Source organism: aff. Roholtiella sp. LEGE 12411, assembly GCF_015206995.1.
Lineage (GTDB): Bacteria > Cyanobacteriota > Cyanobacteriia > Cyanobacteriales > Nostocaceae > Komarekiella.
Genome location: NZ_JADEXR010000019.1, coordinates 26,247 through 52,458 on the forward strand (window position 1 = coordinate 26,247; position 26,212 = coordinate 52,458).

The following is a 26,212-nucleotide window of genomic DNA, read 5'->3' on the forward strand; positions in this document are numbered from 1 at the left end:
CATGACTTCAAGACTTCCAAAATCAGGATTGCCTCTATTCATTCCAATAAAAATAGGCATTTTATGACCATTTGCGATTATACAAATTCGTTATATCTCCTTTTAAAGAAGAGAGTTGATAAAGGGTGTGAGGAAAACTATAACTTGGAAGTTGGTATTCTTCCGAAAATGAAATAATATCAGCTTTAACTCTAGATTCTTCTGGTTTGGGCTTGTCTGTAGTTTTTGTTAGAAATACCTTCACAAAAACTAATAGTACACTACCTAAAGTTAAAGCTAAAAGTAGAATACGCAATTTTTTCCACTGAGTCATCGCTTTTAAGACTCCAGATTACCCTGATTTTTTCCTTCCCCTTCCCGGAGTAGGAGAAAGTAGAATAACCCCAATATCAGCACTGCAACCATCCCAAATAATCGGGAACCATCGCCCTCATGCCAGTAGTCAAATGCTTGCTGTTGTGTCACTATAACAGCTAGGAGAGCAACCCTTATCCCGTTGACTATAAATGCTATGGTAATGGCTACAATTGGCACAAGCATTGCCTTTTTGCGTTTTAAGGGAAACATCAGCAAAGCAATCACGGCTAGTCCCAATAAATGGCTAATCAATTCTACCCCGGAACAACCAGAATAAACCTTGATGCTTCCTGGTGGTACTCTGATAAAAATTTCCTGTTGAAGAGATACTTCAAAACCGGAATACCAAAGCAGGAAAGCAGAAAACTTTGCAGTAATAGGCGAAATATCAGTCACAGATGTTAGTACTATCTTTGGAACTCCCAAAAAAAATAAAATAGTTATTTCTTGCCAATATTGCTTTAAGCCTTTCAGTCCCGAAGCAAGTAAGGCTAGACCAATAGCAGAAATAAATGGTGCTAGGTGAGTAAAAACTAGAAGTAACTTCCCTTGAGTCAAAGAGGCGCTTTGCCAAAGTACTAAAGCAATCAACAATATGCCTAAAAAGCTGGGGAAAAATCCACTTTCTAAATTTAAATTGTGGCGTTTTTCCCCAATTAGAGAGGCTACAGCAAAGTAAAACAGCACACTCATTCCTAGATGGGAAATATCTCCGGTTCTCTGGGTTAGAGTCAGGATAATCGCAATTAAGCCTGCTCCTATTCCTAATAACCAAAATTGGCTATTGTTTAGCGTTTTAACTGCGGTAAAAGTGGTAAATTTCATGTAGATATAATTAAATTAACTCCAGCAATAAGACAAAGTTTCTATAGTAATCCGATTTGATTTGTGAACTGACTCGTAGAGACAGGCAATGGGGGATAGGGGATAGGGAATAGGAAAAAAGGGAGTTAGAGGTATACGCAGTTTTTTCCAAAATCAAATATTATTCCTATAGTAGAATATCCAAATACTTAGCACTAGTACATTCTCTTAAAAACTGTAAATCAAAGCAACTAATACAGGTGGTCAGTCAGCCTGTCATATTCATAAAAACACGGAGAAAAATGACTAAGTTTGGATGAAAGATAACAAATCAAAAAACAGGGCAAGATACAAGACAGAGTAAGCATATAAATGGTTTATTAGCAAATGGTGTAAGTAATAAAAGGTATCGTTTTACCCAATCCGTAAATTTATTTACTGGGTGAAGTTCTAACTTTTAACGTCATCCTATAAATTGTCTTGCTGTTTTCCGACTTCAGGATTTTGTCGATGTTTGGTGTAATTCTTATAGAAAAATCAGTAATTATTGTTACATCTTCAGTAAATATGATCAATAATTTTTACTAAGATTAATCAAATCTTTAAAATCATCAATACAATTAGTATTTTCCAGCTTGCTAAAAGCCAGATAAATAAGGGTTTAAAACTTGGGATTAGCTAAGTATTTGTATAAAAATATCTAAAGAAGTTTCTAATTGTCAGTATTGTTTGTGGCGGTTTTAAGGTCAAGCAAGTTTAATACTATTGTGTTTTAGGGCAATTTTGCTGCGAACTTTGCACTTTGCTGACATAGGGCATTTTAAAAATCATACATCAAAATGGCAAATAAAAAAGGTGGGTATTACCCACCTCAAAAATATTAGTTTACTTAGTTTACTTACTTGGGACTACTCGCGGAAAATGTCTGGATGGCTGTGAAAAGCGAAGGACGCCAGTTTGCCACATCATCAGCGCTCATGTTGTTAGGGTTGGTGTAGACAGTCCCAACTGCTGCTCTAGATGGCGCTCATCAAATCTTCTTTGCTTTAAGTGTTTGAAAAAGGCGCGTATTATATTATCCCGTTCATTAGGTTTAATTTGAGCGATCGCCTTTTGTAATTCTGGCTCCATTTGGCTTGTAGGAATCCTATCTGGATGCAAAAACCTACCAAATAACTGTAGACGTTGATCTGGTGTTGTGCGCTGAGCAAAATCGTCGAAGTTTTGATGTTCAGTCGCTGTGTGGGCTGTTGGATCATCAAAGTCTCTGCAAAAAGGGATGACTTTTAGTCAACCTTTTTTTTCACACTATCTTTCACATCTTCCATGCCGTGACGTATTTCGCTCTCAGCTTGCTTTGCTTTGCCTTCTGCTTTATCTTCTGGCTCACCAGTAACGTTGCCCAATGCTTCTTGAGCTTTACCTTCTACATTTTTAGCAGTAGCTTTTGCGCGATCTTCTATGCTCATTTTACGCTCCTGATTTTATAGAAAGTTAATTTCAAAGTTTATTTGCAACTTTGAAATGCTTTGTTATTACTTTTACAAAGTAGCTTAAGCTTTTGATTCAAGCCTTCTACCACAAGATATATTAAACGATCCAGAATTTTAAATTAAAAATCTCAAATCAAGAAGAATAAATAAGTGTAATCATAGCAAGCATCCTAGGTATTAACTGGATATGAATGGAATGAGTAACAGCTTAGTTATCTATGCTAAAAGATAGAGAATAAGAGCGAGTAGAAAGTGAGGTACCTAATTCTACAAAATGACTTTTAACTAAAAAACCCAGTTCCGTAAACAAACTGGGTTAATAATAATTATGATGTTGATTTTTCGGTCTAATCAAGAAAACCCATCAGACTTTCAGACTCGTCAATAGTATTTGGTGCTACGGGACGGTTCCCAAACACTGAATAGTTTTCAGAAACTATTATTGAACTTGAGCCTATTGGACGAATACCAGATGAGCTAATAGTGTCAACGACTTGAAACGTATTGCCAGAAATTGGACGATCGCCAGCTTCATGATATGTCTCAACTACTTCAAAACTACTGGTGCTAATGGGACGTAAACCAGAAATTGAGACTGTTTGAGCAAACTCTAAGTCGCTGCTGGCTATGGGACGAACCCCAGCTATAGCAAGTGTTCCATGATCCGCCTGCACTGGCAGTTCAGTACCTAGCTCGCCTTGATCTCCATCCAAGCTCTTTTCCTGGTGATTTTCAACTTCTGTAGTTGTTTCTCCCTTAAGCTTGGCAAGCTTCTGCCGAGGACTGATTGCTTTACCAGCGCTGCTAATAGTCATAACGAACACCTTTGATTTGTTAACTTAATTTTACAATAATTAAGGAAAGATGAAATTTTTCCTATACCTATATATGAGAGTTTAACCTTAAAAAACCTCATTTAGATATAAGATCTTTAAAATTTATACATAAGTAAACTTAAATAGTAAAATATTGTTAAGTATTGTTGCTATTTATTAGTTTGATTACCTTAGACAGAACGCTTACAAAGTGGGATTGTTACCATGAGATAGGGTATTTTCAGCAAAACTGTATGACAGAATTTTGTCTTCAAGCTCCCTTTAGTCCAACAGGCGATCAACCACAAGCGATCGCAGAACTTACTACAAGTATCCAATCTGGTAATCGTTACCAAACTTTACTAGGAGCTACGGGAACTGGCAAGACATTTTCAGTAGCAGCAGTTATTGAGAAAATTGGCAAGCCAACTTTAGTTTTGGCTCATAACAAGACTCTCGCTGCACAACTTTGTAACGAATTGCGAGATTTCTTTCCCGACAACGCAGTCGAGTATTTTGTCAGCTACTACGATTACTATCAGCCAGAAGCTTATATTCCAGTTAGCGATACTTATATAGAGAAAACAGCTTCAATTAATGATGAAATTGATATGTTACGGCACTCAGCGACGCGATCGCTTTTTGAACGCCGTGATGTCATTGTTGTTGCTTCCATTAGCTGCATCTACGGTTTGGGAATGCCAGCAGAATATCTAAAAGCTGCCATCCCCCTCCAGATAGGTATGGAAGTTAATCAACGCCAGATTTTGCGGGATTTGGCATCGGTTCAATATAGCCGCAACGATATAGAAATGGGTAGGGGAAAATTTCGCGTCCGGGGTGATGTCTTAGAAATTGGACCAGCGTACGAAGACCGAATTATTCGTGTAGAATTCTTTGGCGATGAAATTGACGCCATTCGTTATATTGACCCGGTGAGTGGTGAAATTCTCAAAAGTATGGAAGCGGTAAATATCTACCCTGCACGTCACTTTGTCACTCCAGAAGAACGGTTAGAAGTAGCTTGTCATGACATTGCAGCCGAATTAAAACAGCAAAAATTAGATTTTGAATCAGCAGGAAAATTATTAGAAGCGCAACGTATAGATCAGCGCACACGTTATGACCTGGAAATGTTACGTGAGGTGGGTTACTGCAACGGAGTAGAAAACTATTCTCGTCACTTAGCAGGAAGACAAGCTGGAGAACCGCCAGAGTGTTTAATTGATTATTTTCCCAAAGATTGGCTATTAGTTATAGATGAATCTCACGTTACCGTGCCACAAATTCGTGGTATGTACAACGGCGACCAAGCTAGGAAGAAAGTGTTAATTGAGCATGGATTTCGTCTTCCTAGTGCTGCTGATAATCGTCCTTTAAAGGCAGAAGAATTTTGGCAAAACGTGAATCAGTGTATTTTTGTTTCTGCAACGCCAGGAAATTGGGAATTAGAAGTTTCTGAAGGTCATATAGTTGAGCAAGTAATTCGACCAACTGGTGTAATTGATCCAGAAATTTCTGTGCGTTCGACAGATGGACAAATTGATGATTTGTTAGGAGAAATTAAAGATAGAGTTGACCTCCATGAGCGAGTGTTAATTACCACATTAACTAAGCGCATGGCGGAAGATTTAACAGAGTATCTGCAAGACCACAGTATTCGAGTACGATATTTACATTCCGAGATTAATTCAATTGAACGAATTGAGATTTTGCAGAACTTGCGTGAAGGTACATTTGATGTCTTGGTCGGCGTGAACTTGCTGCGGGAAGGTTTAGATTTACCCGAAGTTTCCTTAGTAGCAATTATGGATGCGGATAAAGAAGGTTTCTTGCGAGCCGAACGCTCCTTAATTCAAACTATTGGTAGAGCCGCGCGTCACATTCGGGGACAGGCAATTTTGTATGCCGATAACCTGACACAGAGTATGATTAAAGCTATTGATGAAACAGATAGGCGTCGTGGGATTCAAACGGCACATAATCGACTTCATGGCATTACACCGCAACCAATTATAAAAAAATCGAGTAACGCGATTTTATCGTTTTTAGACGTATCCCGACGGTTGAATGCAACTGACTTGAAAATAGTAGATGAACATATAGATGAACTGCCATTAGAACAGATTCCAGGGTTAATTACTCTGTTAGAAACACAAATGAAAGAAGCAGCGAAGAAACTGGAATTTGAAGAGGCGGGAAAATTACGCGATCGCATCAAACATCTGCGAGATAAATTATTAGGACGTTAACGTAAAGTATATGTATCGTCTGAGGCGATTATTCATCACCGAGTAAATACAACTCTCATGTCAAACACTGTCATTAGTCATTTGTCATTAGTATTTCAAAGGACAGATGACCAATGGCAAAGGACAGTCTTAACGATTGCAATTTACAATCTAGACGCGCATCAGCTTAACCGCATTCACAAACTTGTTCAAGAACATCAAGAGCAATTGCTAGTAGGCTGGAATGACTTCTTTAACGACTGAACTGCTTGAAATACCCACGATTCAGCAAGTGGCAATTACAGATGACACCCTTTCTGCGGATTTATCCGATGGGCGCACTATATCTGTTCCATTAGCATGGTATCCTCGCCTATTACATGGATCAGTCGAAGAACGCAACAACTGGCGCTTCATCGGTGGCGGTAATGGAATCCACTGGGATCAGCTTGACGAAGACATTAGCATCAAGAATCTGATTGTTGGACAACCATCAGGAGAAAGTCAAAAATCCTTTCAGAGGTGGTTAAGTAATCGGATAGCAAGAGTCTAACAAGTCGCTGCACCGGAACGTATTGATAGCGATCGCATACTCTAAGTCAGGTATTATTGAGTACTGGATTTTAGATGTCAATGGATGCAAGTTGTATATATATCGTCTTCCCAGTCCAGACGGATATCACAGTGAGAGGAGACTTGCAGAGGATTTGACAATTTCACCTTTAGCCTTTGGTGATTGTGCGACGCCGAATAGCCCATTTGTACCCACAAATGTAGTTTGAAACCAAAGTTACTGAAAATTGAATAGATATTAAGTGGTTTTACATAATCTACAAACCACCTGTTGGTATATTTCAGCGTAAACCTAGAAGTAAAAAACCAGAGCCATTCTAAAGGAGGAATAGCAATGAAAAGTAGTTTGTGGGCTATTACGTTGAGCCAAACTTCTGAAGAGAGTCTTGAGGAAAGGGTTGCTTTAATCGCGGATTACCTTGCAAAGACCTACAAAGATGCTCAGTGGGAGATTTCAGATTTAGATGCAACAGGGAAACAAGGCGGAAGGTTAACCTTGCAGCTAAATGATGAACAGCAACTGTATTTATCATCCTCTGAATTTCTAGCTATTTTGAAGGAAGATGGTCAAGTGATCGATTTAGATGCAGCAATGCTTCTAAGCAGACAGCCTTTATTCAAGATCATCATTCAGGACGGTTATTCAGTGGATATATTAGGTAGAGGAAAACTCTTACCAAGTGATGTTTTGGGGGCATATCAGACATCTGATCCTAAACTTTTTCTATGGAAACAAATCGATGGGTCTGGCCGTATTAAGCTTGTCTGTGAGAATCGGAGATGTTCTGCGGTGGCTGATCTCAATCGTTAGCTGACTTAGGTTATCTGTTGAGGCATGACCGGAAAGTTTCTGTGAGAAGCGATCGCCCCACAACAACCCCCTAGTAAAAAACGGTTGTAAATCGCTGGTGCTGAGTTCAAGGTTGCTTGCTGCCGTTGATTTGAGGCGTTCATGACAAGCTTCGGCGATCGCATCAAACATCTGCGAGATAAAATGTTAGGACGTTAACGTAAATTTTATGCTCACCAATATTCGCCTAATTAGTGTTCCAGAATATCACAAAATGGCGGAAACGGGAATTTTTCATCCTGAAGAACGCTTAGAACTAATAGCGGGACAAATTGTCAGAATGTCAGCAAAAGGAACTGCTCACGAATCAGCAATTACCCGCACAGAAAGGTTATTACGTCAACGCTTGGGTGACAAAGTTTTATTAAGAATCCAGTCACCAGTCCAACTTGACGATTACTCGGAACCAGAACCAGATATTTCAGTGGTGAAGCTTAATTCATTAGATTATGATGATCACCATCCTGATGCTTCTGAAGTATTTTTACTGATTGAAATAGCTGATTCTAGTCTCAAGTACGATCGCGAATTAAAAGCGATCGCTTATGCTAAGTCAGGTATTATTGAGTACTGGATTTTAGATATCAATGGACGCAAGTTGTACATGTATCGTCTCCCTAGTCCAGACGGCTATCACAGTGAGAGCATACTTGCAGAAGATGTGACAATTTCACCTTTAGCTTTTCCTGATTGTGCGATTACAATTCGGGAATTATTGCGAAAAGTCTAGAAGGCGATCGCCACAAAGCATCTGCGGCTTAGTCAGGGTAGCAATAAGAAGAACACCCTGTTTTCGCTATCCTAGAAAAGTAAATCATTCCCCAATCGCGCCGATGGTTGCTTTACCCGATCACATTTCGATGAGTGCAGAAGAATATCTAATTTGGGAACCCACCCAAGAGCAACGCTACGAGTATTGGGATGGCGAAGTTGTAGCGATGAGCGGTGGGACACGCAACCATAATCGGGTTTCTGCAAATTTCTTTAAGCTTTTAGATGATGCCCTAGCCGAGCGCTCCTGTGAAGTATACATTGTAGATGTGAAGGTTCAGGTAGAACCGGGGCAAAAGTATTTTTATCCAGATGTGGTAGTAACTTGCGATCAGCGCGATGACGATCCACAATTGGTACAATTTCCCTGCTTAATTGTTGAAGTGCTATCACCTTCAACAGAAGCAGCTGATAGGGGGAAAAAGTTTGCCAAATATCGCCAATCTCCAACCTTGCAAGAATATGTCTTAGTACAAGTAGCTCAACCCGGTGTGGAAGTGTTTCGGCACAACGAACAGGGAAAATGGGTGCTGTCGGAGTATAATCTGGATGAGATATTGCGACTGGAATCGGTGGATGTGGAAATAGCGATCGCCCATTTGTACCGCCAAGTGCAGTTTGAAACCGAAGCCATCGAAAATTGATTAGTATTGAGTAAATCAAGACCATCCTCGCAGAGTTTTATGTACCTGCGCCAGATACCACATATAATCATCAATTTTGTAATTATCAGCAGCCTTAACTATGTACTCTTGAGCCAAATCAATATTATTCTCGGCTTCGTAATACAATCCTAAGTAAAGATGAGTATAAAAATTTCCCTTTTTCCCTTCTAATTGTCCAACAGTTAAAACATCATTTGGTGTACAATTACCTGCATATAAATCATACACGCACTGCATAACGCGTCGTGGGTCATTTTTCACAGTTAGTAAAGAATTACGTGCCTCTTCAATACCTAACGAACGCGCTGTGCAGAGATATCGCCAAACTGTTTCTTCTACGTCTTGGGCGTTTACTGTCAAATCGATCTCAAACTGTTGAGCACCTTCGGCAAATCTTTCTGCATAATAGTACGATAAACCACGTTGCCACAGGTAGGGTTTGAGACTAGCATCTAGTTGCTCTGCCATGTCGAAATCTTGAATAGATTCATTAATCTTGGCAAGCTGGAAGTTTACCATACCTCGGCGAATGTAAGCATTGGGATTTTTCGGCTGATTGTGGATGATTTCATTCCACCGTTTGAGTTGATTTTCTAGGGAATTGGATAGAAACATGAGTTTGCCAAACCTATATGCATTTAACTAGCATATTTTCAGCCTTACAGATAATTAGTCAATCCCTATGAGGCAAGTTTTGTCATACTAAATTCTTGGTGTTATGTTTCCATCTTCTCATGACCAGCATTATCGAATTTCCTTGGCAGCAAGAGGCAATTATTTGCCACAGTCAACGCTTAATGAGCAGTTTTCAGCATTGGATAGGGGATTGTTTGCTGAATATCAATGCTTCTTCACCGCAGGAAAAAGCCCAAGCTCTATTTGAAGCACCCTTTGTATTAGTTTCTCACGGGATTGAATCAGATCCAATTTTCAACTATGGCAATCGCAAAGCACTGGAACTATGGGAGCTTTCTTGGAAAGAATTTATCAGAATGCCTTCTCGGAAATCAGCTCAAAAAGTAGTGCAAGAAGAACGCGATCGCCTCTTGGCAGAAGCGGCAACCAAAGGCTTTATCAGAAACTATTCCGGTATCCGCACTTCTAGTAATGGTAAACGTTTCTACATAGAAGATACTATTTTATGGAACGTATTAGATGAACAAAATCAGCACTGTGGTCAAGCTGCTTTCTTTTCTAAATGGAAGTTTATTACATGACCACTACCTTATAAATTTTCTGGAGCAATTCCCCTTGTTTGCAATCGTGCTAACAAATCTTGATATCGCTGTCGTTCTTGTTCCAATTCCAGAAGTGCAAAAAATCAACTATTTTACCTAATCAGTAGCAACAACTAAATCCAAATTTGTCCATGAGGTAGAAGAAACAACTGGCAAAATTCAGTACTGTGAAGTTAGTTGCTCAAAAATCAGGAAAATCGTCTGTGGTTCCAATTAGAGATAATAATCCCATAACAATCACGCCTTATGTCACTTTTGGGTTGATTGCTGCCAATGTCATCGCTTTTCTTTATGAAGCAAGTCTTCCTCCCCAAGTATTAAATGGATTTTTACACCTTGCGGCTGTAGTGCCACGAGAACTTACCTTAAGCTTTGGCGGGATCTCTGTGAATCAACCAGTACCAGAGTGGGCAACTTTGATTACCTCCCAGTTTCTGCATGGCGGGTTGTTGCACTTAGGTGGCAATATGTTGTTCCTTTGGATTTTTGGTAACAACGTTGAAGATAAATTGGGTCATGCTAAATATTTGCTTTTCTATCTATCTTGCGGTGTTTTGGCATCGTTGACTCAGTGGTACTTTGCCCAGAGTTCTAGCATTCCTTCTTTGGGTGCAAGTGGTGCGATCGCTGGCGTTATGGGAGCATATATTCTTCGTTTTCCCAACGCCGAAGTTATCGGTGTAGTACCTTTAGGGTTTTTCTTCCCTACCTTCCGCGTCAGGGCATATTTCTTTTTAGGATTTTGGTTTCTCCAGCAATCTTTCTATGGACTTGCCAGTCTAGAAACACCTACCAATATTGGCATGGAAAGCGGTGGTATCGCTTACTGGGCCCACGCAGGTGGTTTCATCTTTGGGGCAATTCTCGGCCCGCTGTTGGGTTTATTTAGCGACAAATCTAACGAAGAATCTTGGTACAGGTAGTTCTTCAAGGTATCATGGGAGACTTTGAATCAGCATAATTAATTTAACAGGTGGAATTCCTAAACTTCCAACTGCCAGTCACACACGATATATTGCAGTTAATTGATAATTAGGAAAAACACCTGTGTTTCCCCTCTACGACGAAAATCCGACGCGAACCACCCCATATTTCACCTATGGGTTGATCGGGATGAATATTTTAGTTTTTCTTCACGAAGTGAGTCTATCCAATGAACAATTAGAACAGTTTTTCCAGCTGTATGCCGTAGTCCCACGAGAGTTAACCACCGACTTATCCGGGGAATGGATAACTTTAATTACGTCACAGTTTTTACACGGAGGTTGGTGGCATTTAATATCGAATATGATATTTCTCTGGGTTTTTGGCAACAACATTGAAGACCGTTTAGGTCATTTCAAATATCTGATTTTTTATTTGGCGTGCGGTGCTTTAGCCGCCGCGTGCCAGTGGTTTATTGGCATAGATTCTGCTATTCCTTCTTTAGGGGCAAGTGGTGCGATTTCTGGGGTTTTGGGTGCATATATCATTCGCTTTCCCCATGCTAGAATTACAACCTTAATCTTCTTAGGTTTTTTCGTAACTACAATTAGCGTTCCGGCACTGGTAATGATCGGAATTTTCTTTGTACAAAATGTAATATCCGGTCTTGCTAGTCTGCAAGCAGCTGCCAATATGAGTGTCGAATCAGGTGGAGTTGCCTACTGGGCACACATCGGCGGCTTTGTTTTCGGGATGATCCTCGCGCCCTTATTTGGATTGTTTAGGGACGATTAATAGTAATGGGATATACGAGTAACTGGGGACTAAATGCTTCCCAGTACCCACTACCCAATGCCCTATTCCCTTAGTTTTTACTGATGCCCGCTGACACTTCTTCAATTTCCGTTTCTGCTTGAGGTGAAGTGGCTCTGGATTGAATTGGTTTAGGTATGGCTACCGTGATATCAGCACCATTGATAATTGCTCCTAATAGCCCTAACTCAGATTCAACTAATTGATCAATAGCTTCACCCAGCATGTTTTCTTGTGTAAAGTTTGGTCGCGCTACAAGCACTATACCATCGCTGTAGGGTTGAATTAACAAGGGGTCATTGGATAAGCTCAGAGGATTAGTATCTAAAATGACCAGATCATAACGCTCACGGACATCCTCCATTAGTCGCCGCATTTCGCTTGATTCAAGAATAGCAGCCGATTGACCCACAGGCCCAGGACTGGGAATAATGTATAAATTTTCTACATCAGGAACTAACCGGATACATTCACTCAAGCTGGCGTAATAACGCAGGGGTTCAATAGTGGCATCGGGGTCAGCGGTTACTTTTAAGGATGCACAATGGGAAGGCGATCGCAAATCTGTTTCAATAATCAACGTTCTTTTGCCAGCACGGGCAGAAGCTATGCCTAAGTTATAAGCACTCACCGTCTTACCCTCTTGACTATCGGTGCTAGTAATTAGCACCACCTTCAAGTCTCTACCACCAATCCGGCGCAAATTACTGCGGAACTTTTCGTAAAATTCCAAATAAGGAGAATCGGGGGAAAGTACCACTGGAACTGCTTCTTTGTCCAAATCATCAACTGGCATTAAAGGCAACTCTCCCAGCAGTGCCACTTCCCGTTGCTTGAGACTTTCGCGGATATCTTCCTTGGTTTTGTAAGTGCCTTCCAGCGACCCCAGCAAAAATATCACCCCACCACCAACCAACAAACCCAGGAAACCACCAACACCTAGAGTAACAGGTACACTCTTAGGGGGTTTAATGTCGGCTGTGACTGTGGGAAGTCTAGCAACGCTGAGGCTACTGATGGTTTCCGCCTCTGCGGTCTTAGCATCGGTTAGCTTCGTCTGCATTTGGTCATAGACAGCTTTTTTAAGTCCAACCTCTTGTTCTAAGCGCGATCGCTCCAATTGCTTATTAGGTATTAAAGAATACTCCTGTCGTAATTGAGCCTCCTGTTGAACTTCTTGAGCTAGTTGTTGTTGCAGCGTCTCCTGTTGGGTCTGCAAAGCCACCATCTGGTTGGCCAATTCCTGACGTGCTGGGTCTAAGCTACTTTGGGTGCGAATATCTGCAACATTACCCCGCAGTGGAGCCGCTGTACCACCACCACCCAACACCTCAGCCGCACGTTGTTGCAGTAATTCCTCAGAAGCTTGTTTCTGACGTTGCAACTGAATCATTGTTGGGTGTTCAGGTCGTAAATCTTTCCTGAGAACAGCAATTTGCGCCTCAGTTTGATAAATTTGTGCTCGTAAATTGCCAATAATTGGATCAGCGCTTAAAGCTGAAGAAACATAAGCCTGTCCAACTGTTAAACCTAACTTATTTTCTAAAGAACGAATTTGGGCATCGACTCCAGAAACAGTTAATTGAATCTGCCGTTGCAGATTTTGGCTAGCAGTAACCCCGTTTAGCAAACTGCCATTTTCAGCAGCCAATATTGCGGTTCGCTCTATGCGATCGTACCGTTCTAGTTTTTGCTCAGCAACTTGTAGTTCTCGTTTAGCCTGTGGTAAGCGCTCGTCAATTTTTTGAATAATCGCTTTTAATCGCCCAGTATTAATATCACCACTTAACTTGATCATTGCTTGCATCAATTCGACCAAGATCTCTGTAGCTCGCTTGTCGTCAGTATCTTTATATTTCATTTCCAGAATTGTGGATTCTAATTCTCCAGTCCTGGGGTTTTTTTTAGGTAGAATTAGGGCGACACTTGTACCAATCTTTGTTGGTTTGATATTTACTTTCGCTGCCACAGCTTCAATTATCTGGTCTGATAGCAAAACTTGCTCGTTCAGTTCCTTTCCTTGCTGCTGAATTTCACTACCAGTTGCAGAGAAAGAAACTGGCGGGCCAGTGTAGGTAAGCGCGGCAGATGCTATGTAGCTAGCGGGTGGTTCTGGTTGCATAGCCACCACTGTTGACCCCGCTACAACTAAAGCAAAACTAGCTAATCCAATCCACTTGTACTTATCAAAAGCAATAAGATAGCGCTTAACAATTGGTGGGGTCATGGCAGATGCATCTGGTTAGTTATTAGTTAATAGTCATTAGTCATTTGTTAAGAGTCAAAGGTCAAGAGTAGAGATCCGATTATACTCTTACGAAAAGCCGCTCTTTGAGGGTCTACGCATCTGTACAGGAGTCAAGGGTCAGTTGTCATTTGTCTTGATTTATTCTTTTCCTGCGGCCTTTGCTATCCCCGCTTCTTCATCTCCCTTATCACTTCTGGTGATCAGGAGGGATGAGGTTAGAGTAACTAATCAGACCCACCACCAGTAAAGAATTCAAAGAAGCGGATAAAGCTTTGAATATTAAAGAATGGTTGAGTAATTGTACTGATGGCATTAGTAATTTTAGCTATGAGGTTCCGACCAACAACAATAACATCATTATCTTGAAGCGGCACATTTTGAGACGCATCACCTCCGAGAGCCTTTTGAGCATCAAGTGTCTGTGTAACAGCTTTGCCTCGTTCTGGATCGAAGCGCACTAAAGCAATTTCCCGGAGGTTAGCAGTGTCGAGATTTATTCCTCCCAAAGCATCTACAAACGTACTACCATTAGGCAGTGCTTGAGTGGCAATTCCTCCCGCAGCATAGTTTAAAACTCGGACTCTAATCTGCGGTACAGCCAAGGATGAACGTGCTACCAAATTGCGATCGTAACTATCATCAGTGCCAACTTCACGACGCGGTACACTTATCGCATCCCCATCTTGCAGACGTAAATTAGGTGGTGAACCGCCACTTTGCAATGCTGCATACAGGTCAATAGTTTGTGAAACCACAGAACCATCCATCAACTTCCGACGTACTTGCACTTGCCGCAGATCTGCGGTCAAGGTTGAACCACCAGCTATCAGCAGGGCATCAGCAACACGAGGTGTTCCCGAATTAATAGGATAAATTCCTGGTCTAAATACTTCCCCGCTAATAGTAACTTGAACTGGTCGCGTCCCTGCCAAGGATACTACCACAATTGGATCAACGAAAATGCGACTTAAGCCTAAGCGAATTTTTTCTTGAGCTTCTTCTAAACTCAAACCTTCTAAGGACACAGTTCCCACTTGGGGCACTACAATATTACCTTCTGGACTAATTGCGGCTTGAAAACTAAAGTCTGGACGCTGCCCTACTAGTGATAAAACTATGATTGGATCAATTACATAACGATTTAAGCCAGAGCGAATTTTTGCTTGTGCTTGTTCTAAAGTTAAACCTTGTAAGGACACAGTTCCTAGTAGGGGCACGACAATGTTGCCTTCTGGATTAATTGCAGCTTGAAAACTCAAATCAGGAAAACGCTGAACAGCAACGCTAATTGTATCTCCTATTCCTAAACGGTAAGGCCCAACGGGGCGCTGAAGTACAACACCAATTACATCTCCTGGCCCTAAGAGATAGCGGCTCAGTTGAGGGGAAACTTCGTCGTTTGCACCAGGTGGTACAACTTCAACACCTAGGGGAGGCGAGGGGGGTTGCCCTGGTGGTTGTCTTTGAGATGGTAAGGGCTGGGCAACAACAAGTTGGATGGGTGTTGTTAAATAAACGCCTACCTGAAGACTGACAAGACACAGGGCACTGAATGCACGCATATGAGAACTGGGAGCTATGAACATCGGTGCAGTAATGCTGAACTAAGAATCGGTTGCGCCGAGTGGTTATTTTACTCTGTAAACAGTCATAATGTCTCTTTTATTTGCAACAACTGTATTAAATCGACTCAACCCTAGTGAACTTGTTCCAAATGCTTTGGTGAATACTTGTGACTTGAAAGTTGTCAAGCTACACTATAGTGTTGCGATGACGTTTTACGTTAGGGAAACTCGAACTAAATGACCGTGCAAGCGTTGATCGCCGAGTCAAAAGATCAGTTGCTATAGCTGTAACTTATTCTACAAAGCAGTTGCCATCAATGCAGCTTGCACCGCTTCTCCAATAGACTGGGCTAGAGACCACAATTTTTCTACCTGCCCTAAAGGCTCCATTGGAATGATAATACTCACGCCCACCCAAGGAGTACGTTTCTTATGCCACTGTGCCCATTGATCTGCCAAGAACCAGTGTAAAGGTGATGGATTGCCACCTTCTGGCAGAGCGTACCATTGCAAAACAGCAAAAGTTTGCTGTGGTGTAGAGGCACGAAAGAATCTAGCTTCTACTTTTGTTTCGGTATTAGATCCCAACTTTCGAGGCTGTTTCACAGTAAATTCGGCAGAGCGATGTTGAGCTATATCCCACTTTTTCCAGCGCGACCTTCCCCAACCGTTAATCTCTGTCCACTCCACCTCAGGTTGATCCATAGGGCCATTTTGTGGCAATAAAAGCAGGATGGCCTGGGCTTCAGACCCTTGTTTTTTAATTACCTGCAATGACCATTTTCGCTCGCCAATTTGTTGTTCTGCTTGTTCAATAGTTTGCCAACCAGGAAGGATTAAACCAGTCTTGCGTATGTGTCTTAATTCATTAAGGCTCGTAACAGGTGGTGGCTGTTTCCATTGCCAGCGTCCTGTCAGGTATCCGGGAATCCCTCCTATGGCTAATAGCAGTAGCAATAACAAAAGTGCTGCCACCTGACTCAATTGGTTTTCCTTGAAAAACTTGGATAAGGAAATCATCAGTAAAATTTACAATACTTAGACAAAATTTTACTTTAAAAAATAACACCATGAGTTCAGTGATATTGACAATGTAACCTGATCTTAATTGTTTTGGCAGAGGAGCCAGGAGAAAGGAGATTCCAACTCGTGGCTTCTGACTCCCTTTTAATTTTCCCCTTGTTACTGAGTTTCTAGAGATGCTGAAAAATAGTTATTAATCCGATTGAGCAAAGGTACTAATAACAGCAGCATACAAGCAGAGTAGAAGTCTCCACCCCAACCTTCATGCAGCCATTGAAAGGCTGCTTCTTGACCTGTGCCGTGAAAGAAGGTAAGTAAAGTATTGCGAACGATATTGGCACTAATGCTAATGATCACAGCAATAGATAAAAACCAAATAGTTGTGCGGCGTGAAGATAAAGCACCCGTCCAATAAAGCAGCATTAAGCAGACGTAGAGAGTAGTAAATAACATTTTCAGTCCAGCACAGTAGGGGGCAACTTCCACAATTCGTCCTCCTACGTATAAATTGATCTCATCAACTACCACTTCCATACCAAACTGATTCAGTATGAAGCCCGCGGTTCCAGCTATGAAGCTTTGCAGAGGCAAAGTATAGGGTGCAATCAGGTAGGGTAATGCTGTTGGAGTTGCCAGAAATACTAACAACAGGGGGAATCCTTGCGATCGCAAACCTGGTATTCCCTTAAACCACAAACACAATCCTGCCAGTATAACGGGCAAGGAAAGGTTAACCCACTCTGTAACACCGCTAAGATAAAAAACTCCGCCTATCAGCAAGAAGACACCGCCCAACGGATGGATAATATCTGGCAATCGTCTCCACTGTTTTCGGTTCAACCACCCCAGGTAAGTGGCAAATGGCAGGCCAATAATACCGTGGCTGAAATATTCATGCTCTGTACTGATGTTTTTGTGCAGCCAACCATCCAACCAATGTAGTAATACAGGAGCATAAAGCAGCACCAAAACGCCTAAGATAGCTGGACTGAAAATGCCTGGCGCGTTTCTGTTTTTAACCTGTTGTTGGAATGCCATGATTTTAAGCAATTCAAGATTAAAAATTAACAACTCAATAACTGTTAGCTGATGCGATGTCTGTCTTGAAAAGTTCAGAGCGGCGGTTGCTTTCCGACGCAAGGCGACAGAAACACACTGGCTCGACTTTTCGCTACGACGGGCTACGTCTACGCAAAGTGTGCCTTATTATTCAATCATACTTAGAGTATCCAGGGGAGATGTTTCCTTTACAAACCCCTGATCAACTTAATAGGCGATCGCTAATATCATCTACGATTTATGCTGCTATGCTGCCAACCACAGCAGAAGATGGATCTGAATGAGAACCTATTGAAACTACATCAGCGATCGCTGCTACAACTTCTTTGACTTGGCTGCTACTCAAACCAGGATACATCGGTAACGATAATATTTGCTTTGACAGCTTTTCCGCTTGCGGGAAGTCCCCTTGTTGATAGCCTAAGCTGGTGAATGCTGGCTGGAGATGACAGGGAATTGGGTAGTGAATACCAGTTTGAATTCCTGCTGCTGTTAGTTTTTCTTGGAGTTGCTGGCGTTCTGTGCGGCAAGTATCGTCAACTCTGATCACATAAAGATGATAAACGTGTCCTGTATCACTTTGGTTTTGTATAGGGATAATGCCAGCATTTGCTAAGGGTGCTAGTTCCATATCGTACTGCTGGGCAATAGTCAGGCGATCGCGATTCCACTGTGGTAAATATGGTAATTTTTGGTGCAAGACAGCCGCTTGCATGGTGTCCAAGCGACTATTCGTTCCTGATTCAGTATGATAATACTTTTGTGATGCACCATAATTCCGTAAGCGCACCATCTTCTGGGCTACATCGGAATCTCGCGTCAGCAACATCCCCCCATCCCCAAATGCGCCCAAATTTTTGCTGGGATAAAAACTAAAAGCTGCTGCTATTCCTACTGAACCAGCATGAAACCCCTCTCTTTCTGCTAGGTGTGCCTGTGCCGCATCTTCAAAAACTAGCAGCTTATAGGCATCCGCAAAGTCTAATAGCTGCCGTGGTGATACCATCTGACCATAAAGATGTACAGGAATAATTGCTTTGGTCTTTGGTGTAATTGACTTTGTAGCTGCTTCTAAGTCAATTAAAGCTGTTTGGGAATCGCAATCTACAAGAACAGGCTTTGCGCCAGCACGTAGCACCCCAATCAAAGTTGCTATGAAGGTGTTGGCTGGTAAAATCACCTCATCGCCAGCTCCAATATTACATGCTTGCAATCCGAGGGCGATCGCATCGGTTCCTGATGCAACACCAACTCCATACTCTGTCCCCGATGCTACTGCAAAAGCTCCTTCAAAATCTGAGAGTGCTTGCCCTAAAATAAAATCTCCCTGTTCTAATACAGCATGAATTGCCTGTTGTAGTTGCGTTTGAATCGGTTGATGTTGTAATTTAAGGTCTACAAAAGGAATTCTAATAATCATTTTATTCATCACTCTTTGTCCTCAAAATGCAAATATTAAAATTCTGCTTAATCAAAGTTAATCTATTTTTAGTTGCCCGTAAATGTTAATATAAATATACTTACTAAAAACCATGAAGTTTTTGACGAAATTGGTGCAACTTGAAAAACAAACTTACATAACAATTTTATTTAAATTAATTTTTTACAAAATCATCTTTATTTGTTTATTTTTTAGATATTTCACGACCACTTAAAAATCATAATTATTATCTGAGCAAGGTTGCTTTTAATAGACTATTAAAATGTGACCGACCAATGATTAGGACAAGATGGGCGAAGATATTAAATTTATCCCAACAAGGTAATTAAAATACTTTCACTAATAAATTATTTAGGATTTATTGCCTGCATCTAGCTTTCCAAATATCCAGAAAATTTAAATTAGTGATTATTTATAAATTAAAGTTATTTACAGTAAATTTACGTTTATTATATAGACAATAATTTTACCTTCCATGCATAAGAATGATACACCCTTTGTATTGTATCCTTAGCGTTATGTTACCCTTGCTTAATCCAAAACTAACGTTGTCTGTTTGCAAAATATAAAGCAATACAGATAATATCAGTGCTGAGTAGAACATTCAGCACCAGTGGATAGGAATTATTGGAGACTGCATTGCCTGGTTAAGGCTGAGGGTGAAAAATTTTGCCCTAAAATTGTTTATTGGAGGCGAAATTAGGGAATGCTTAAAAATAGCAATTGATAACTCAAAATATAGTGGTTATATCAATTACAGTATCGAGCAATTATCAAGGTAGCAGTGGCAATGGTAGAGCCTGAAAACAAATTATTTGCCCTAAAGGATGGTTGGACTTCTCAAGAAACAAGAGAACAACAACGCCTCAAAGCTTTGTCTGAATTAGGTTTGCGGCAACCAGAAACAATTCCGGTCTTTGAAGAAGCCACTCAAACTGCTGCTCACTTTTTGGAAACCCCAATTTCAATTTTGGGATTTGTAGATCAAGGACGGCATTGGTTCAAATCAGCGGTAGGCTTATCCAGGCTGGGATTAATGAATCATTTGGCACAAAACCGTCAACTTTTACGCCAGGAATCTTTTTGCACACAGGTAGTAGAGAGTTATCAAATATTTGTAATTAATGATACTCATAAGCTTACAGATTCAGTACTTGCTAGCAGTAAATTGGTGCAAGATTATGGCATTCGTGCTTATTTAGGAGCGCCACTGATTGATGCTTCGGGAAATTGTTTAGGTGCATTAGCAGTAATGGATTTAGTGCCGCGTAACTTTACAATTCGAGACATTGAGTTTTTACAAATCATCGCTCGTTGGAGCATGAGTGAATTTGAGCGCAACCGACTGCTGCAAGGAAAACTAGAAACAAGCCCTTCCAAGAGTGCTCCTATACTGTCATATAATGACGATCATACTGCTGACCTCAGAATCACCCCACCCACTTTAGACCAAGACTCTGTTTCTACTAAGCAACTGAAACTAGAACTTTTGCAGCAGCTAACTCAGGAGTTGCGTACACCTTTAACATCTGTGCTAGGCATGGCTAGTGTTCTGGGACGTGAGATTTACGGGCCTTTGACAACTAAGCAGAGAGAATATGTAGAGATTATCCAACATAGTGGTCGGTACTTGCTTTCGTTAGTAAACGAAATTACCGAACTTGGTACTCTAGAGCAAAACTCAGATGTACTGAATCTAGCTCCTGTGGATATTGAAATGCTGTGTCAACAAGCTATCAATACTCTAGAAGAAGTGGCTAACCGTCGCGACCAAGATATTCGCCTATCTATAGAACCGGGACGTAATCGCATTTGTCCTTTGGATAAAGACAAGGTGCGGCAAATTCTCTATCACCTGGTTTTTAGCGTGATTCAACTTTCTGCTACAGGTAGTATTGTTCGTATTCATGTCTCTTACAAGGAAGATACGCTTCACATTACTATCTGGGTTTCGCATCCCTGGCTGGGAGACGGTATGACTGAAGTCGATCCCTATTTTCGCTTTAATCCCTTGTCGAGACTGGATCTCTCTGGTGAAACAGTAACTTATAATACTCATCTAGAAAGTCAAGATCAACCAGATATCTTACCAGCAGCAGTGGACAAGTCAAAAGATTTGAGTGATTCTCACTCAAGTATCTTTGCTGTTACTTCAGCCATAGATTTAACTAAACCACATGGAAGTCTGTCCCGTGAAAGCTTAGGTCTGTTGCTTAGCTGTCAGCTAGCAGAACTGCATGGCGGACAAATTTCCATTCAAGGTTCACCAGAATCAGGATATCGTTACGTACTTTCTTTGCCATTACAACTAGCTGCTGCCTCAGAAGCAATTAATGATGTCTGATGACCAACCCTATAGATGTCTTCAATTAGTAATGCCTGTAATGCTTTGAAACTATAGGTAATAGCTGAGGGCTACTAACAAGAGCGCCCATCAAAAATTACCAACTTGCAATCTACATTATTACCTTTTTATAGCTACCCGCATTATGATTAAGTCCAAGTTCTGTGGCGACATGCTAATTGATCACATCGTTTTTTATGAATTTAGTCTGGCAACGATTTACCTTATCATCTTTACCAATTAAAGAATATCTTGCTACCAGTTACCTACACCGTTCCCTAGTAGGACTGTTGCGTTCCTGGCGGCAAACTAGCGTCTTGATACAGTGGGGAGAAACAATTGCAGCTGCCTTACTCAGCCTAATATACGCTCTTGCACCTTTTGTTTCAAGCACTTTAGTGGGTTTGTTACTGGTTGCTTGTGTCGGATTTTGGCTTTTATTGACTTTATCTGATGAGGGAACAGCAGCAAATACTACGTCAGTTACGCCCATTCATCTACTGGTATTACTCTACTGGGTAATTGCCGTAGTAGCAACAGCTTTATCACCAGTGAAAAAGGCGGCACTTAGCGATTTAGCAACTTTGACGCTGTATTTAATGCTATTTGCTCTTTGTGCTAGGGTACTAAGGCTGCCTCGCCTGCGGTCTTGGCTGATTATCCTTTACTTACATGTATCGCTTATAGTCAGCGTATATGGACTACGGCAATGGTTTTTTGGAGCTACAGCACTAGCAACTTGGGTTGACCCAGAATCTCCTCTGTCTAAGACTACAAGAGTCTACAGTTATTTGGGAAATCCCAACTTATTAGCTGGATACCTGCTGCCAGCGGTAGTTTTTAGCTTAGTAGCGGTTTTTGCATGGCAAAGCTGGATTAAAAAAGCTTTAGCATTAACCATGCTGATTGTCAATACTGCCTGCCTGGTTCTGACTTTTAGTCGTGGCGGCTGGATTGGACTAGTGGCAGCAGTTTTAACTGTGATGGCATTGCTAGTTTATTGGATAAGTATAGAAATGCCTCCTTTCTGGCGTACTTGGTCGCTGCCAATCGTTTTGGGAGGTTTGATTGGGGTATTGGTGTTGGCGGTGATCTTTGTAGAGCCAGTACGCCTGCGAGTATTCAGCATTTTTGCCGATCGCAAAGATAGCAGTAATAATTTTCGTAGGAACGTATGGGATGCTGTTTTTGAAATGATTCGCGATCGCCCGATTATCGGTATTGGCCCTGGACACAACTCTTTTAACAAGATTTATCCCCTTTACCAACGTCCTCGTTATACTGCTTTGAGTGCCTACTCGATTTTGTTAGAGGTAGCTGTAGAAACTGGCTTCATTGGTTTAGCCTGCTTTCTCTGGTTAATAATTGTTACCTTGAATACAGGATTGATGCAAATAAGACGATTGCGACAATTAAGAAGTGCCGAGGGATTTTGGTTGATTGGGGCGATCGCTACTTTGCTGGGTATGCTAACTCATGGAACGGTAGATACTATCTGGTTTCGTCCTGAAGTTAATACCCTTTGGTGGCTAATGGTTGCTTTAATTGCTAGCTACTGGACACCTTCCGCTCAAAACCAAACTCAAGAACTAAATTCACCTACCTGAGAAGTAGCAGTAAACTAAAAACAGTCAACAGTCAGTATAAAACAACTGATTGTTGACTGTTTTGGAAGTTTTAATTGTCTAGTCCCTGTAGGTGGTAGCCCCGGGGGTATTAGGGTCACGATAACGGGTTGGTTCGTCATTACGCTTTCTACCTGCTAAACCAGCTAAACCTAACAGACCAATTAATCCTAACCAACCCCAATCAAAATCATTGCGCTCATAAGTTGTTGTCCTGGGAGCTGTATTGACTCCAGGATCAGTAGTTGTCTGGGCCTGTGCAGGTAGAGTTAAGGGCATAATTCCCATACTCAAGGTGAGCACGCCCGCGCCAACAGCTTTGGTGAAATTGCGTTTCATCGTGAAAGTCCCTCATGCCATCCGAAGTTATTCACAACTGTATCGAGTTTAAAATTTAATAAAATCAATCTGGAGCTATAAACTGGGCATTTTGTCAACTCACGCTGAGGACATACAACATGCTTTCTACTGCAATCCGTTTCTCACCCTAATGTAGAGTGTAGTATGGCAACACTGACAGTTAATAGTTTTTCATCGCCCTTTGAATATCGCGCTGATCTTGGCGTCGTTTTAGGTCTTCTCGTTTGTCGTAGAGCTTTTTACCTTTGCCAAGAGCTATACTGATTTTCACCCAGCCTCTTTTGAGATACATTTTCAAAGGCACTAAGGTTAAACCTTGCTGTTCGACTTTGCCAATTAGCTTGCGGAGTTCTTGGCGATGTAACAGCAGCTTGCGTGTACGCCGCGGTTCATGATTAAAATATTGACCACTGGCAGTGTAAGGGGAGATATGCACGTTGATCAACCATGCTTCGCCGTTGCGAAGTAAAGCATAGCCATCTTGAAGATTGACTCTACCCGCACGAATTGACTTGACTTCGGTTCCTGTCAACTGAATTCCAGCTTCGTAAGTTTCCAGGATTTCATATAAATAACGGGCTTGACGGTTGTCACTAATAACTTTGTAACCTTCGCTCTTTTCACTCATTGATCATTTTGGATGCGTTAAATGTACCGAAAAAATTGTTTGGATTAACTTTGTGAATTTTTGGGGGGATATTAAACCACTATAAATGCTGATCTGTATATCACTAATTTAGCTTTTCTAAGTTGCCATTGAAAGTTTTTCAATAACTTCAAGTTGCTTGGAGTGTGTAAATATAATCATTATGTTTGTCAATTAGGTGTTGTCAAAAATGAGTAAACACTACTGATGGCTATAGATTTATTTATTTTTAATTACTGAAATTCCAGAAAATTATTGTTTAAGTCAATATTAATTTACATTATGGTGAGTATTTACTCTAATTTTTCGATAAGTTGTTACGAATTATAAAGCTCTTGATTTCTCCTAAGCGTATAAAGCTGAAGTTAGGTTACACTTCGTTAGCGCCTCTTAAATGATTTAAGATTTTCTTTATAAATTAGCCCTAAGGCAGTTATTAGCTGGTAATCCTGTCATAGTATGAAACATAAGAACACTAATATTGTTGCCTGTGTTCATTGATAGTGCTCATAGAAGCAAATTTCTTACTAAAAAAAATGCTAGGGGTCTACTGTCCATGCCCTTGACGATCCTTGTAGTGGATGACGACCTGGGCACTCGTCTGTCTATTAGCGATTATCTTGAACTGTCTGGCTACTCGGTGATCACGGCTAATGACGGTCAAGAGGCTTTGGCGATGGTGGACGAGTACCATCCTGATTTGATTGTCACGGATATCGTCATGCCACGGATGAACGGTTATGAACTGGTACGGCAGGTGCGTCAAAAACCAGCGTTCCGTTTATTGCCTGTAATTTTGTTAACAGCACGAACCAAAACCCAAGAAAGAATTTTGGGCTATCAGTCAGGGTGTGATTTATATTTACCCAAGCCTTTTGAACTAGAAGAGTTAGCAGCAGCAATTCGCAATCTTTTGGAGCGATCGCAAATCATTCAATCGGAGTACCGCTTTTCTCATAAGGAAAAGTTGGGCATTTCCGCTTCCACAAAAGCAGTAGACGCCCATAATTCTCTGTTCACTCAGATTCAACCATCTCAGATGTTCTCAGACCTAACTCATAGAGAACAGGAAGTCCTTGAGCTATTGACTCATGGTCTTTCTAATGCCGAAATGGGTCATCAGTTACACCTTAGTCCTCGAACAGTGGAAAAGTATGTCAGCAGTTTATTGAGAAAAACTTCAACCAGCAACAGAGCAGAGTTGGTGCGTTTTGCGATTAAGCATGGTTTAGTAGAATAAAAATAGAAGTTAAAAGACGCGATTATACTCTTACGCTTAGGCGCTCAGAGAGCGCCTAAGCGTCTGTACAGGAGTTAGAAATGTTAAAGTCCTCACTCCAATAATTACAATCTTCAACCTCCAAACTCTCTACGTTATGGTATTGATTGCTGGGTAGTAACGTATGTGAGCAAACCTTCACAAGCATCAACAAGTAAATCTATCACTTGATTAAATCCTTCTAAACCACCGTAATAAGGATCTGGAACTTCCTTGAGGGTGTGTCGAGAGCAAAAATCGCACATTAAACGCACTTTGTGATGATACTGTCCAGTTTGATCAAGAGAAAGGATGTCCTGATAATTCTCTCGATCCATAGCCAAAATTAAATCAAAATCTTGAAAGTCCGACTTTTTAAACTGGCGTGCTCGACCACGTAATTTAATTAAAAGCTTTTTAGCAGCCGCAGCACTCATGCGTTGATCAGGTGGGCTACCAATATGGTAGCTAGATGTACCAGCTGAGTCGCAAAAGATGCGATCGCTCAAGCCAGCCTGCTCAATTAAATGATTCATAATATTTTCTGCCGATGGGGATCGGCAGATGTTACCTAAGCAGACAAACAGCAGCTTATAAGGCATAAATATTTGATTGTCCGTAAGGATTCAGTCATTTGTCATTTGTCATTTGTCCATAGTTATTGACCAAGGACTAATGACTAATGACTAACAACTAAAATCCAGGAAGTTCCAGTCCACTTGTCAAATCTTCCATACGTTCCCTCATTGTTGCTGTGGATTTGTTGTAGGCGTCTTTCATTGCCACTGCCACAAGATCAGAAAGTACCTCTGCACCTTCTCCTAAAGCATCTGGGGAAATTTCCACTCGCTTGGGTTCTTGGTTGCCACTGACAATTACTTTAACTAAACCACCGCCAGATTCTCCTTGAATCTCCATTTGCTCCAATTCTTCTTGGAGTCGCTTTGCACCTTCTTGAACTTGTTGTGCTTTTTTAAAAGCTTCGGCTAATTCTTTCATTTTTCCTAAGCCAAAGCCGAATCCCTGTCCTTTTCCTGTCATAATTGATTGTCCGCGTGTGCGTTGAATAACAAATCAAATTCAATTATAGATGGGGTGGGCAATTTGCC

General features: G+C 41.1%; 28 protein-coding genes and 1 pseudogene. 13 read left to right on the top strand and 16 right to left on the bottom strand.

Annotated features, from left to right (window positions below):
- Positions 1–61: 61 nt before the first annotated feature.
- The 5 genes and pseudogenes from IQ246_RS06625 to IQ246_RS06645 form a co-directional block, all read right to left on the bottom strand.
- Positions 62–313 (bottom strand): hypothetical protein, encoded by a 252-nt coding sequence (locus IQ246_RS06625; RefSeq protein ID WP_194001278.1) that lies wholly within the window; start codon positions 311–313, stop codon positions 62–64.
- 5 nt (positions 314–318) lie between these two features.
- Positions 319–1,182, bottom strand: coding sequence for a cyanoexosortase A (gene crtA, locus IQ246_RS06630; RefSeq protein ID WP_194001280.1), 864 nt, complete (start codon positions 1,180–1,182; stop codon positions 319–321).
- Between the two features lie 890 nt (positions 1,183–2,072).
- Positions 2,073–2,442 (bottom strand): annotated as a pseudogene (locus tag IQ246_RS06635) (hypothetical protein); the annotation flags it as partial.
- A gap of 5 nt (positions 2,443–2,447) precedes the next feature.
- The gene (locus IQ246_RS06640; protein WP_194001282.1) at positions 2,448–2,630 is read right to left on the bottom strand and encodes a CsbD family protein; all 183 of its coding nucleotides are present in this window, start codon (positions 2,628–2,630) and stop codon (positions 2,448–2,450) included.
- A 371-nt stretch (positions 2,631–3,001) separates the two neighbouring features.
- Positions 3,002–3,469 (bottom strand): hypothetical protein, encoded by a 468-nt coding sequence (locus tag IQ246_RS06645; protein WP_194001284.1) that lies wholly within the window; start codon positions 3,467–3,469, stop codon positions 3,002–3,004.
- Positions 3,470–3,723: 254 nt separating this feature from the next.
- Here IQ246_RS06645 and uvrB point away from each other — a divergent pair, with 254 nt between their 5' ends.
- The 4 genes from uvrB (at position 3,724) to IQ246_RS06670 (ending at position 7,084) form a co-directional block, all read left to right on the top strand.
- Entirely contained in the window at positions 3,724–5,721 is a 1,998-nt protein-coding gene (uvrB, locus tag IQ246_RS06650; protein ID WP_194001286.1) for an excinuclease ABC subunit UvrB, read from the top strand.
- A 57-nt stretch (positions 5,722–5,778) separates the two neighbouring features.
- A complete protein-coding gene (locus IQ246_RS29820) occupies positions 5,779–5,964 on the top strand; it encodes a hypothetical protein (protein WP_208492035.1) in 186 nt (61 codons plus the stop codon).
- Positions 5,945–6,253: a DUF2442 domain-containing protein gene (locus IQ246_RS06660; protein WP_194001288.1), complete on the top strand. Its 309-nt coding sequence runs from the start codon at positions 5,945–5,947 to the stop codon at positions 6,251–6,253. The genes IQ246_RS29820 and IQ246_RS06660 overlap by 20 nt, the downstream gene beginning before the upstream one ends.
- Before the next feature lie 354 nt (positions 6,254–6,607).
- Entirely contained in the window at positions 6,608–7,084 is a 477-nt protein-coding gene (locus IQ246_RS06670; protein WP_194001290.1) for a hypothetical protein, read from the top strand.
- 5 nt (positions 7,085–7,089) lie between these two features.
- Here the strand turns inward: IQ246_RS06670 and IQ246_RS06675 are convergent, their stop codons facing one another.
- The gene (locus IQ246_RS06675) at positions 7,090–7,227 is read right to left on the bottom strand and encodes a hypothetical protein (protein ID WP_194001292.1); all 138 of its coding nucleotides are present in this window, start codon (positions 7,225–7,227) and stop codon (positions 7,090–7,092) included.
- A 65-nt stretch (positions 7,228–7,292) separates the two neighbouring features.
- Between IQ246_RS06675 and IQ246_RS06680 the strand changes: the two genes are divergently transcribed.
- Together IQ246_RS06680 and IQ246_RS06685 are read left to right on the top strand one after the other, a co-directional pair.
- Positions 7,293–7,853: a Uma2 family endonuclease gene (locus tag IQ246_RS06680; RefSeq protein WP_194001294.1), complete on the top strand. Its 561-nt coding sequence runs from the start codon at positions 7,293–7,295 to the stop codon at positions 7,851–7,853.
- A gap of 103 nt (positions 7,854–7,956) precedes the next feature.
- Complete coding sequence (locus IQ246_RS06685; protein WP_194001354.1) at positions 7,957–8,538, top strand: Uma2 family endonuclease; 582 nt, start codon at positions 7,957–7,959, stop codon at positions 8,536–8,538.
- Between the two features lie 15 nt (positions 8,539–8,553).
- Here the strand turns inward: IQ246_RS06685 and IQ246_RS06690 are convergent, their stop codons facing one another.
- The gene (locus tag IQ246_RS06690; RefSeq protein WP_194001296.1) at positions 8,554–9,174 is read right to left on the bottom strand and encodes a hypothetical protein; all 621 of its coding nucleotides are present in this window, start codon (positions 9,172–9,174) and stop codon (positions 8,554–8,556) included.
- A 119-nt stretch (positions 9,175–9,293) separates the two neighbouring features.
- On the opposite strand from IQ246_RS06690, the gene IQ246_RS06695 reads away from it, so the two are divergent.
- The 3 genes from IQ246_RS06695 to IQ246_RS06705 all read left to right on the top strand — a co-directional run bounded on the left by IQ246_RS06695 (position 9,294) and on the right by IQ246_RS06705 (position 11,516).
- Complete coding sequence (locus IQ246_RS06695) at positions 9,294–9,776, top strand: MEKHLA domain-containing protein (RefSeq protein ID WP_194001298.1); 483 nt, start codon at positions 9,294–9,296, stop codon at positions 9,774–9,776.
- Between the two features lie 224 nt (positions 9,777–10,000).
- Positions 10,001–10,720 (top strand): rhomboid family intramembrane serine protease, encoded by a 720-nt coding sequence (locus tag IQ246_RS06700; RefSeq protein ID WP_194001300.1) that lies wholly within the window; start codon positions 10,001–10,003, stop codon positions 10,718–10,720.
- Between the two features lie 124 nt (positions 10,721–10,844).
- Positions 10,845–11,516 carry a rhomboid family intramembrane serine protease gene (locus IQ246_RS06705; RefSeq protein WP_194001302.1) on the top strand — a complete coding sequence of 224 codons (672 nt, stop codon included), beginning with the start codon at positions 10,845–10,847 and terminating at the stop codon, positions 11,514–11,516.
- Between the two features lie 70 nt (positions 11,517–11,586).
- On the opposite strand, the gene IQ246_RS06710 is transcribed toward IQ246_RS06705, so the two are convergent.
- The 4 genes from IQ246_RS06710 to crtB all read right to left on the bottom strand — a co-directional run bounded on the left by IQ246_RS06710 (position 11,587) and on the right by crtB (position 17,408).
- On the bottom strand, positions 11,587–13,761 hold the full coding sequence (locus IQ246_RS06710) for a tyrosine-protein kinase domain-containing protein (protein ID WP_194001304.1): 2,175 nt from the start codon (positions 13,759–13,761) through the stop codon (positions 11,587–11,589).
- A 245-nt stretch (positions 13,762–14,006) separates the two neighbouring features.
- On the bottom strand, positions 14,007–15,368 hold the full coding sequence (locus IQ246_RS06715) for a polysaccharide biosynthesis/export family protein (RefSeq protein WP_194001306.1): 1,362 nt from the start codon (positions 15,366–15,368) through the stop codon (positions 14,007–14,009).
- A 276-nt stretch (positions 15,369–15,644) separates the two neighbouring features.
- The gene (locus IQ246_RS06720; RefSeq protein WP_194001308.1) at positions 15,645–16,367 is read right to left on the bottom strand and encodes a cyanoexosortase B system-associated protein; all 723 of its coding nucleotides are present in this window, start codon (positions 16,365–16,367) and stop codon (positions 15,645–15,647) included.
- A 162-nt stretch (positions 16,368–16,529) separates the two neighbouring features.
- Entirely contained in the window at positions 16,530–17,408 is an 879-nt protein-coding gene (gene crtB / locus IQ246_RS06725) for a cyanoexosortase B (RefSeq protein ID WP_194001310.1), read from the bottom strand.
- Positions 17,409–17,464: 56 nt separating this feature from the next.
- On the opposite strand from crtB, the gene IQ246_RS06730 reads away from it, so the two are divergent.
- Positions 17,465–17,713 carry a hypothetical protein gene (locus IQ246_RS06730; protein WP_194001312.1) on the top strand — a complete coding sequence of 83 codons (249 nt, stop codon included), beginning with the start codon at positions 17,465–17,467 and terminating at the stop codon, positions 17,711–17,713.
- Here IQ246_RS06730 and IQ246_RS06735 read toward each other — a convergent pair.
- Positions 17,668–18,849 carry a DegT/DnrJ/EryC1/StrS aminotransferase family protein gene (locus IQ246_RS06735; RefSeq protein WP_194001356.1) on the bottom strand — a complete coding sequence of 394 codons (1,182 nt, stop codon included), beginning with the start codon at positions 18,847–18,849 and terminating at the stop codon, positions 17,668–17,670. The genes IQ246_RS06730 and IQ246_RS06735 overlap by 46 nt on opposite strands.
- Positions 18,850–19,660: 811 nt before the next feature.
- Between IQ246_RS06735 and IQ246_RS06740 the strand changes: the two genes are divergently transcribed.
- Entirely contained in the window at positions 19,661–21,214 is a 1,554-nt protein-coding gene (locus tag IQ246_RS06740) for a GAF domain-containing sensor histidine kinase (protein WP_194001315.1), read from the top strand.
- A 197-nt stretch (positions 21,215–21,411) separates the two neighbouring features.
- The gene (locus IQ246_RS06745) at positions 21,412–22,821 is read left to right on the top strand and encodes an IctB family putative bicarbonate transporter (RefSeq protein WP_194001317.1); all 1,410 of its coding nucleotides are present in this window, start codon (positions 21,412–21,414) and stop codon (positions 22,819–22,821) included.
- 78 nt (positions 22,822–22,899) lie between these two features.
- On the opposite strand, the gene IQ246_RS06750 is transcribed toward IQ246_RS06745, so the two are convergent.
- Together IQ246_RS06750 and smpB are read right to left on the bottom strand one after the other, a co-directional pair.
- Positions 22,900–23,178, bottom strand: a complete 279-nt coding sequence (locus IQ246_RS06750; RefSeq protein ID WP_194001319.1) for a WGxxGxxG family protein — start codon at positions 23,176–23,178, stop codon at positions 22,900–22,902.
- A gap of 181 nt (positions 23,179–23,359) precedes the next feature.
- Positions 23,360–23,827, bottom strand: coding sequence for an SsrA-binding protein SmpB (gene smpB, locus IQ246_RS06755; RefSeq protein ID WP_194001321.1), 468 nt, complete (start codon positions 23,825–23,827; stop codon positions 23,360–23,362).
- Positions 23,828–24,401: 574 nt separating this feature from the next.
- On the opposite strand from smpB, the gene IQ246_RS06760 reads away from it, so the two are divergent.
- Positions 24,402–25,085 carry a response regulator transcription factor gene (locus tag IQ246_RS06760; protein WP_194001323.1) on the top strand — a complete coding sequence of 228 codons (684 nt, stop codon included), beginning with the start codon at positions 24,402–24,404 and terminating at the stop codon, positions 25,083–25,085.
- Positions 25,086–25,219: 134 nt separating this feature from the next.
- Here the strand turns inward: IQ246_RS06760 and IQ246_RS06765 are convergent, their stop codons facing one another.
- Positions 25,220–25,705 (bottom strand): low molecular weight protein-tyrosine-phosphatase, encoded by a 486-nt coding sequence (locus IQ246_RS06765; protein WP_194001325.1) that lies wholly within the window; start codon positions 25,703–25,705, stop codon positions 25,220–25,222.
- 91 nt (positions 25,706–25,796) lie between these two features.
- Positions 25,797–26,144, bottom strand: a complete 348-nt coding sequence (locus tag IQ246_RS06770) for a YbaB/EbfC family nucleoid-associated protein (RefSeq protein ID WP_162397640.1) — start codon at positions 26,142–26,144, stop codon at positions 25,797–25,799.
- Positions 26,145–26,212: the final 68 nt, after the last annotated feature.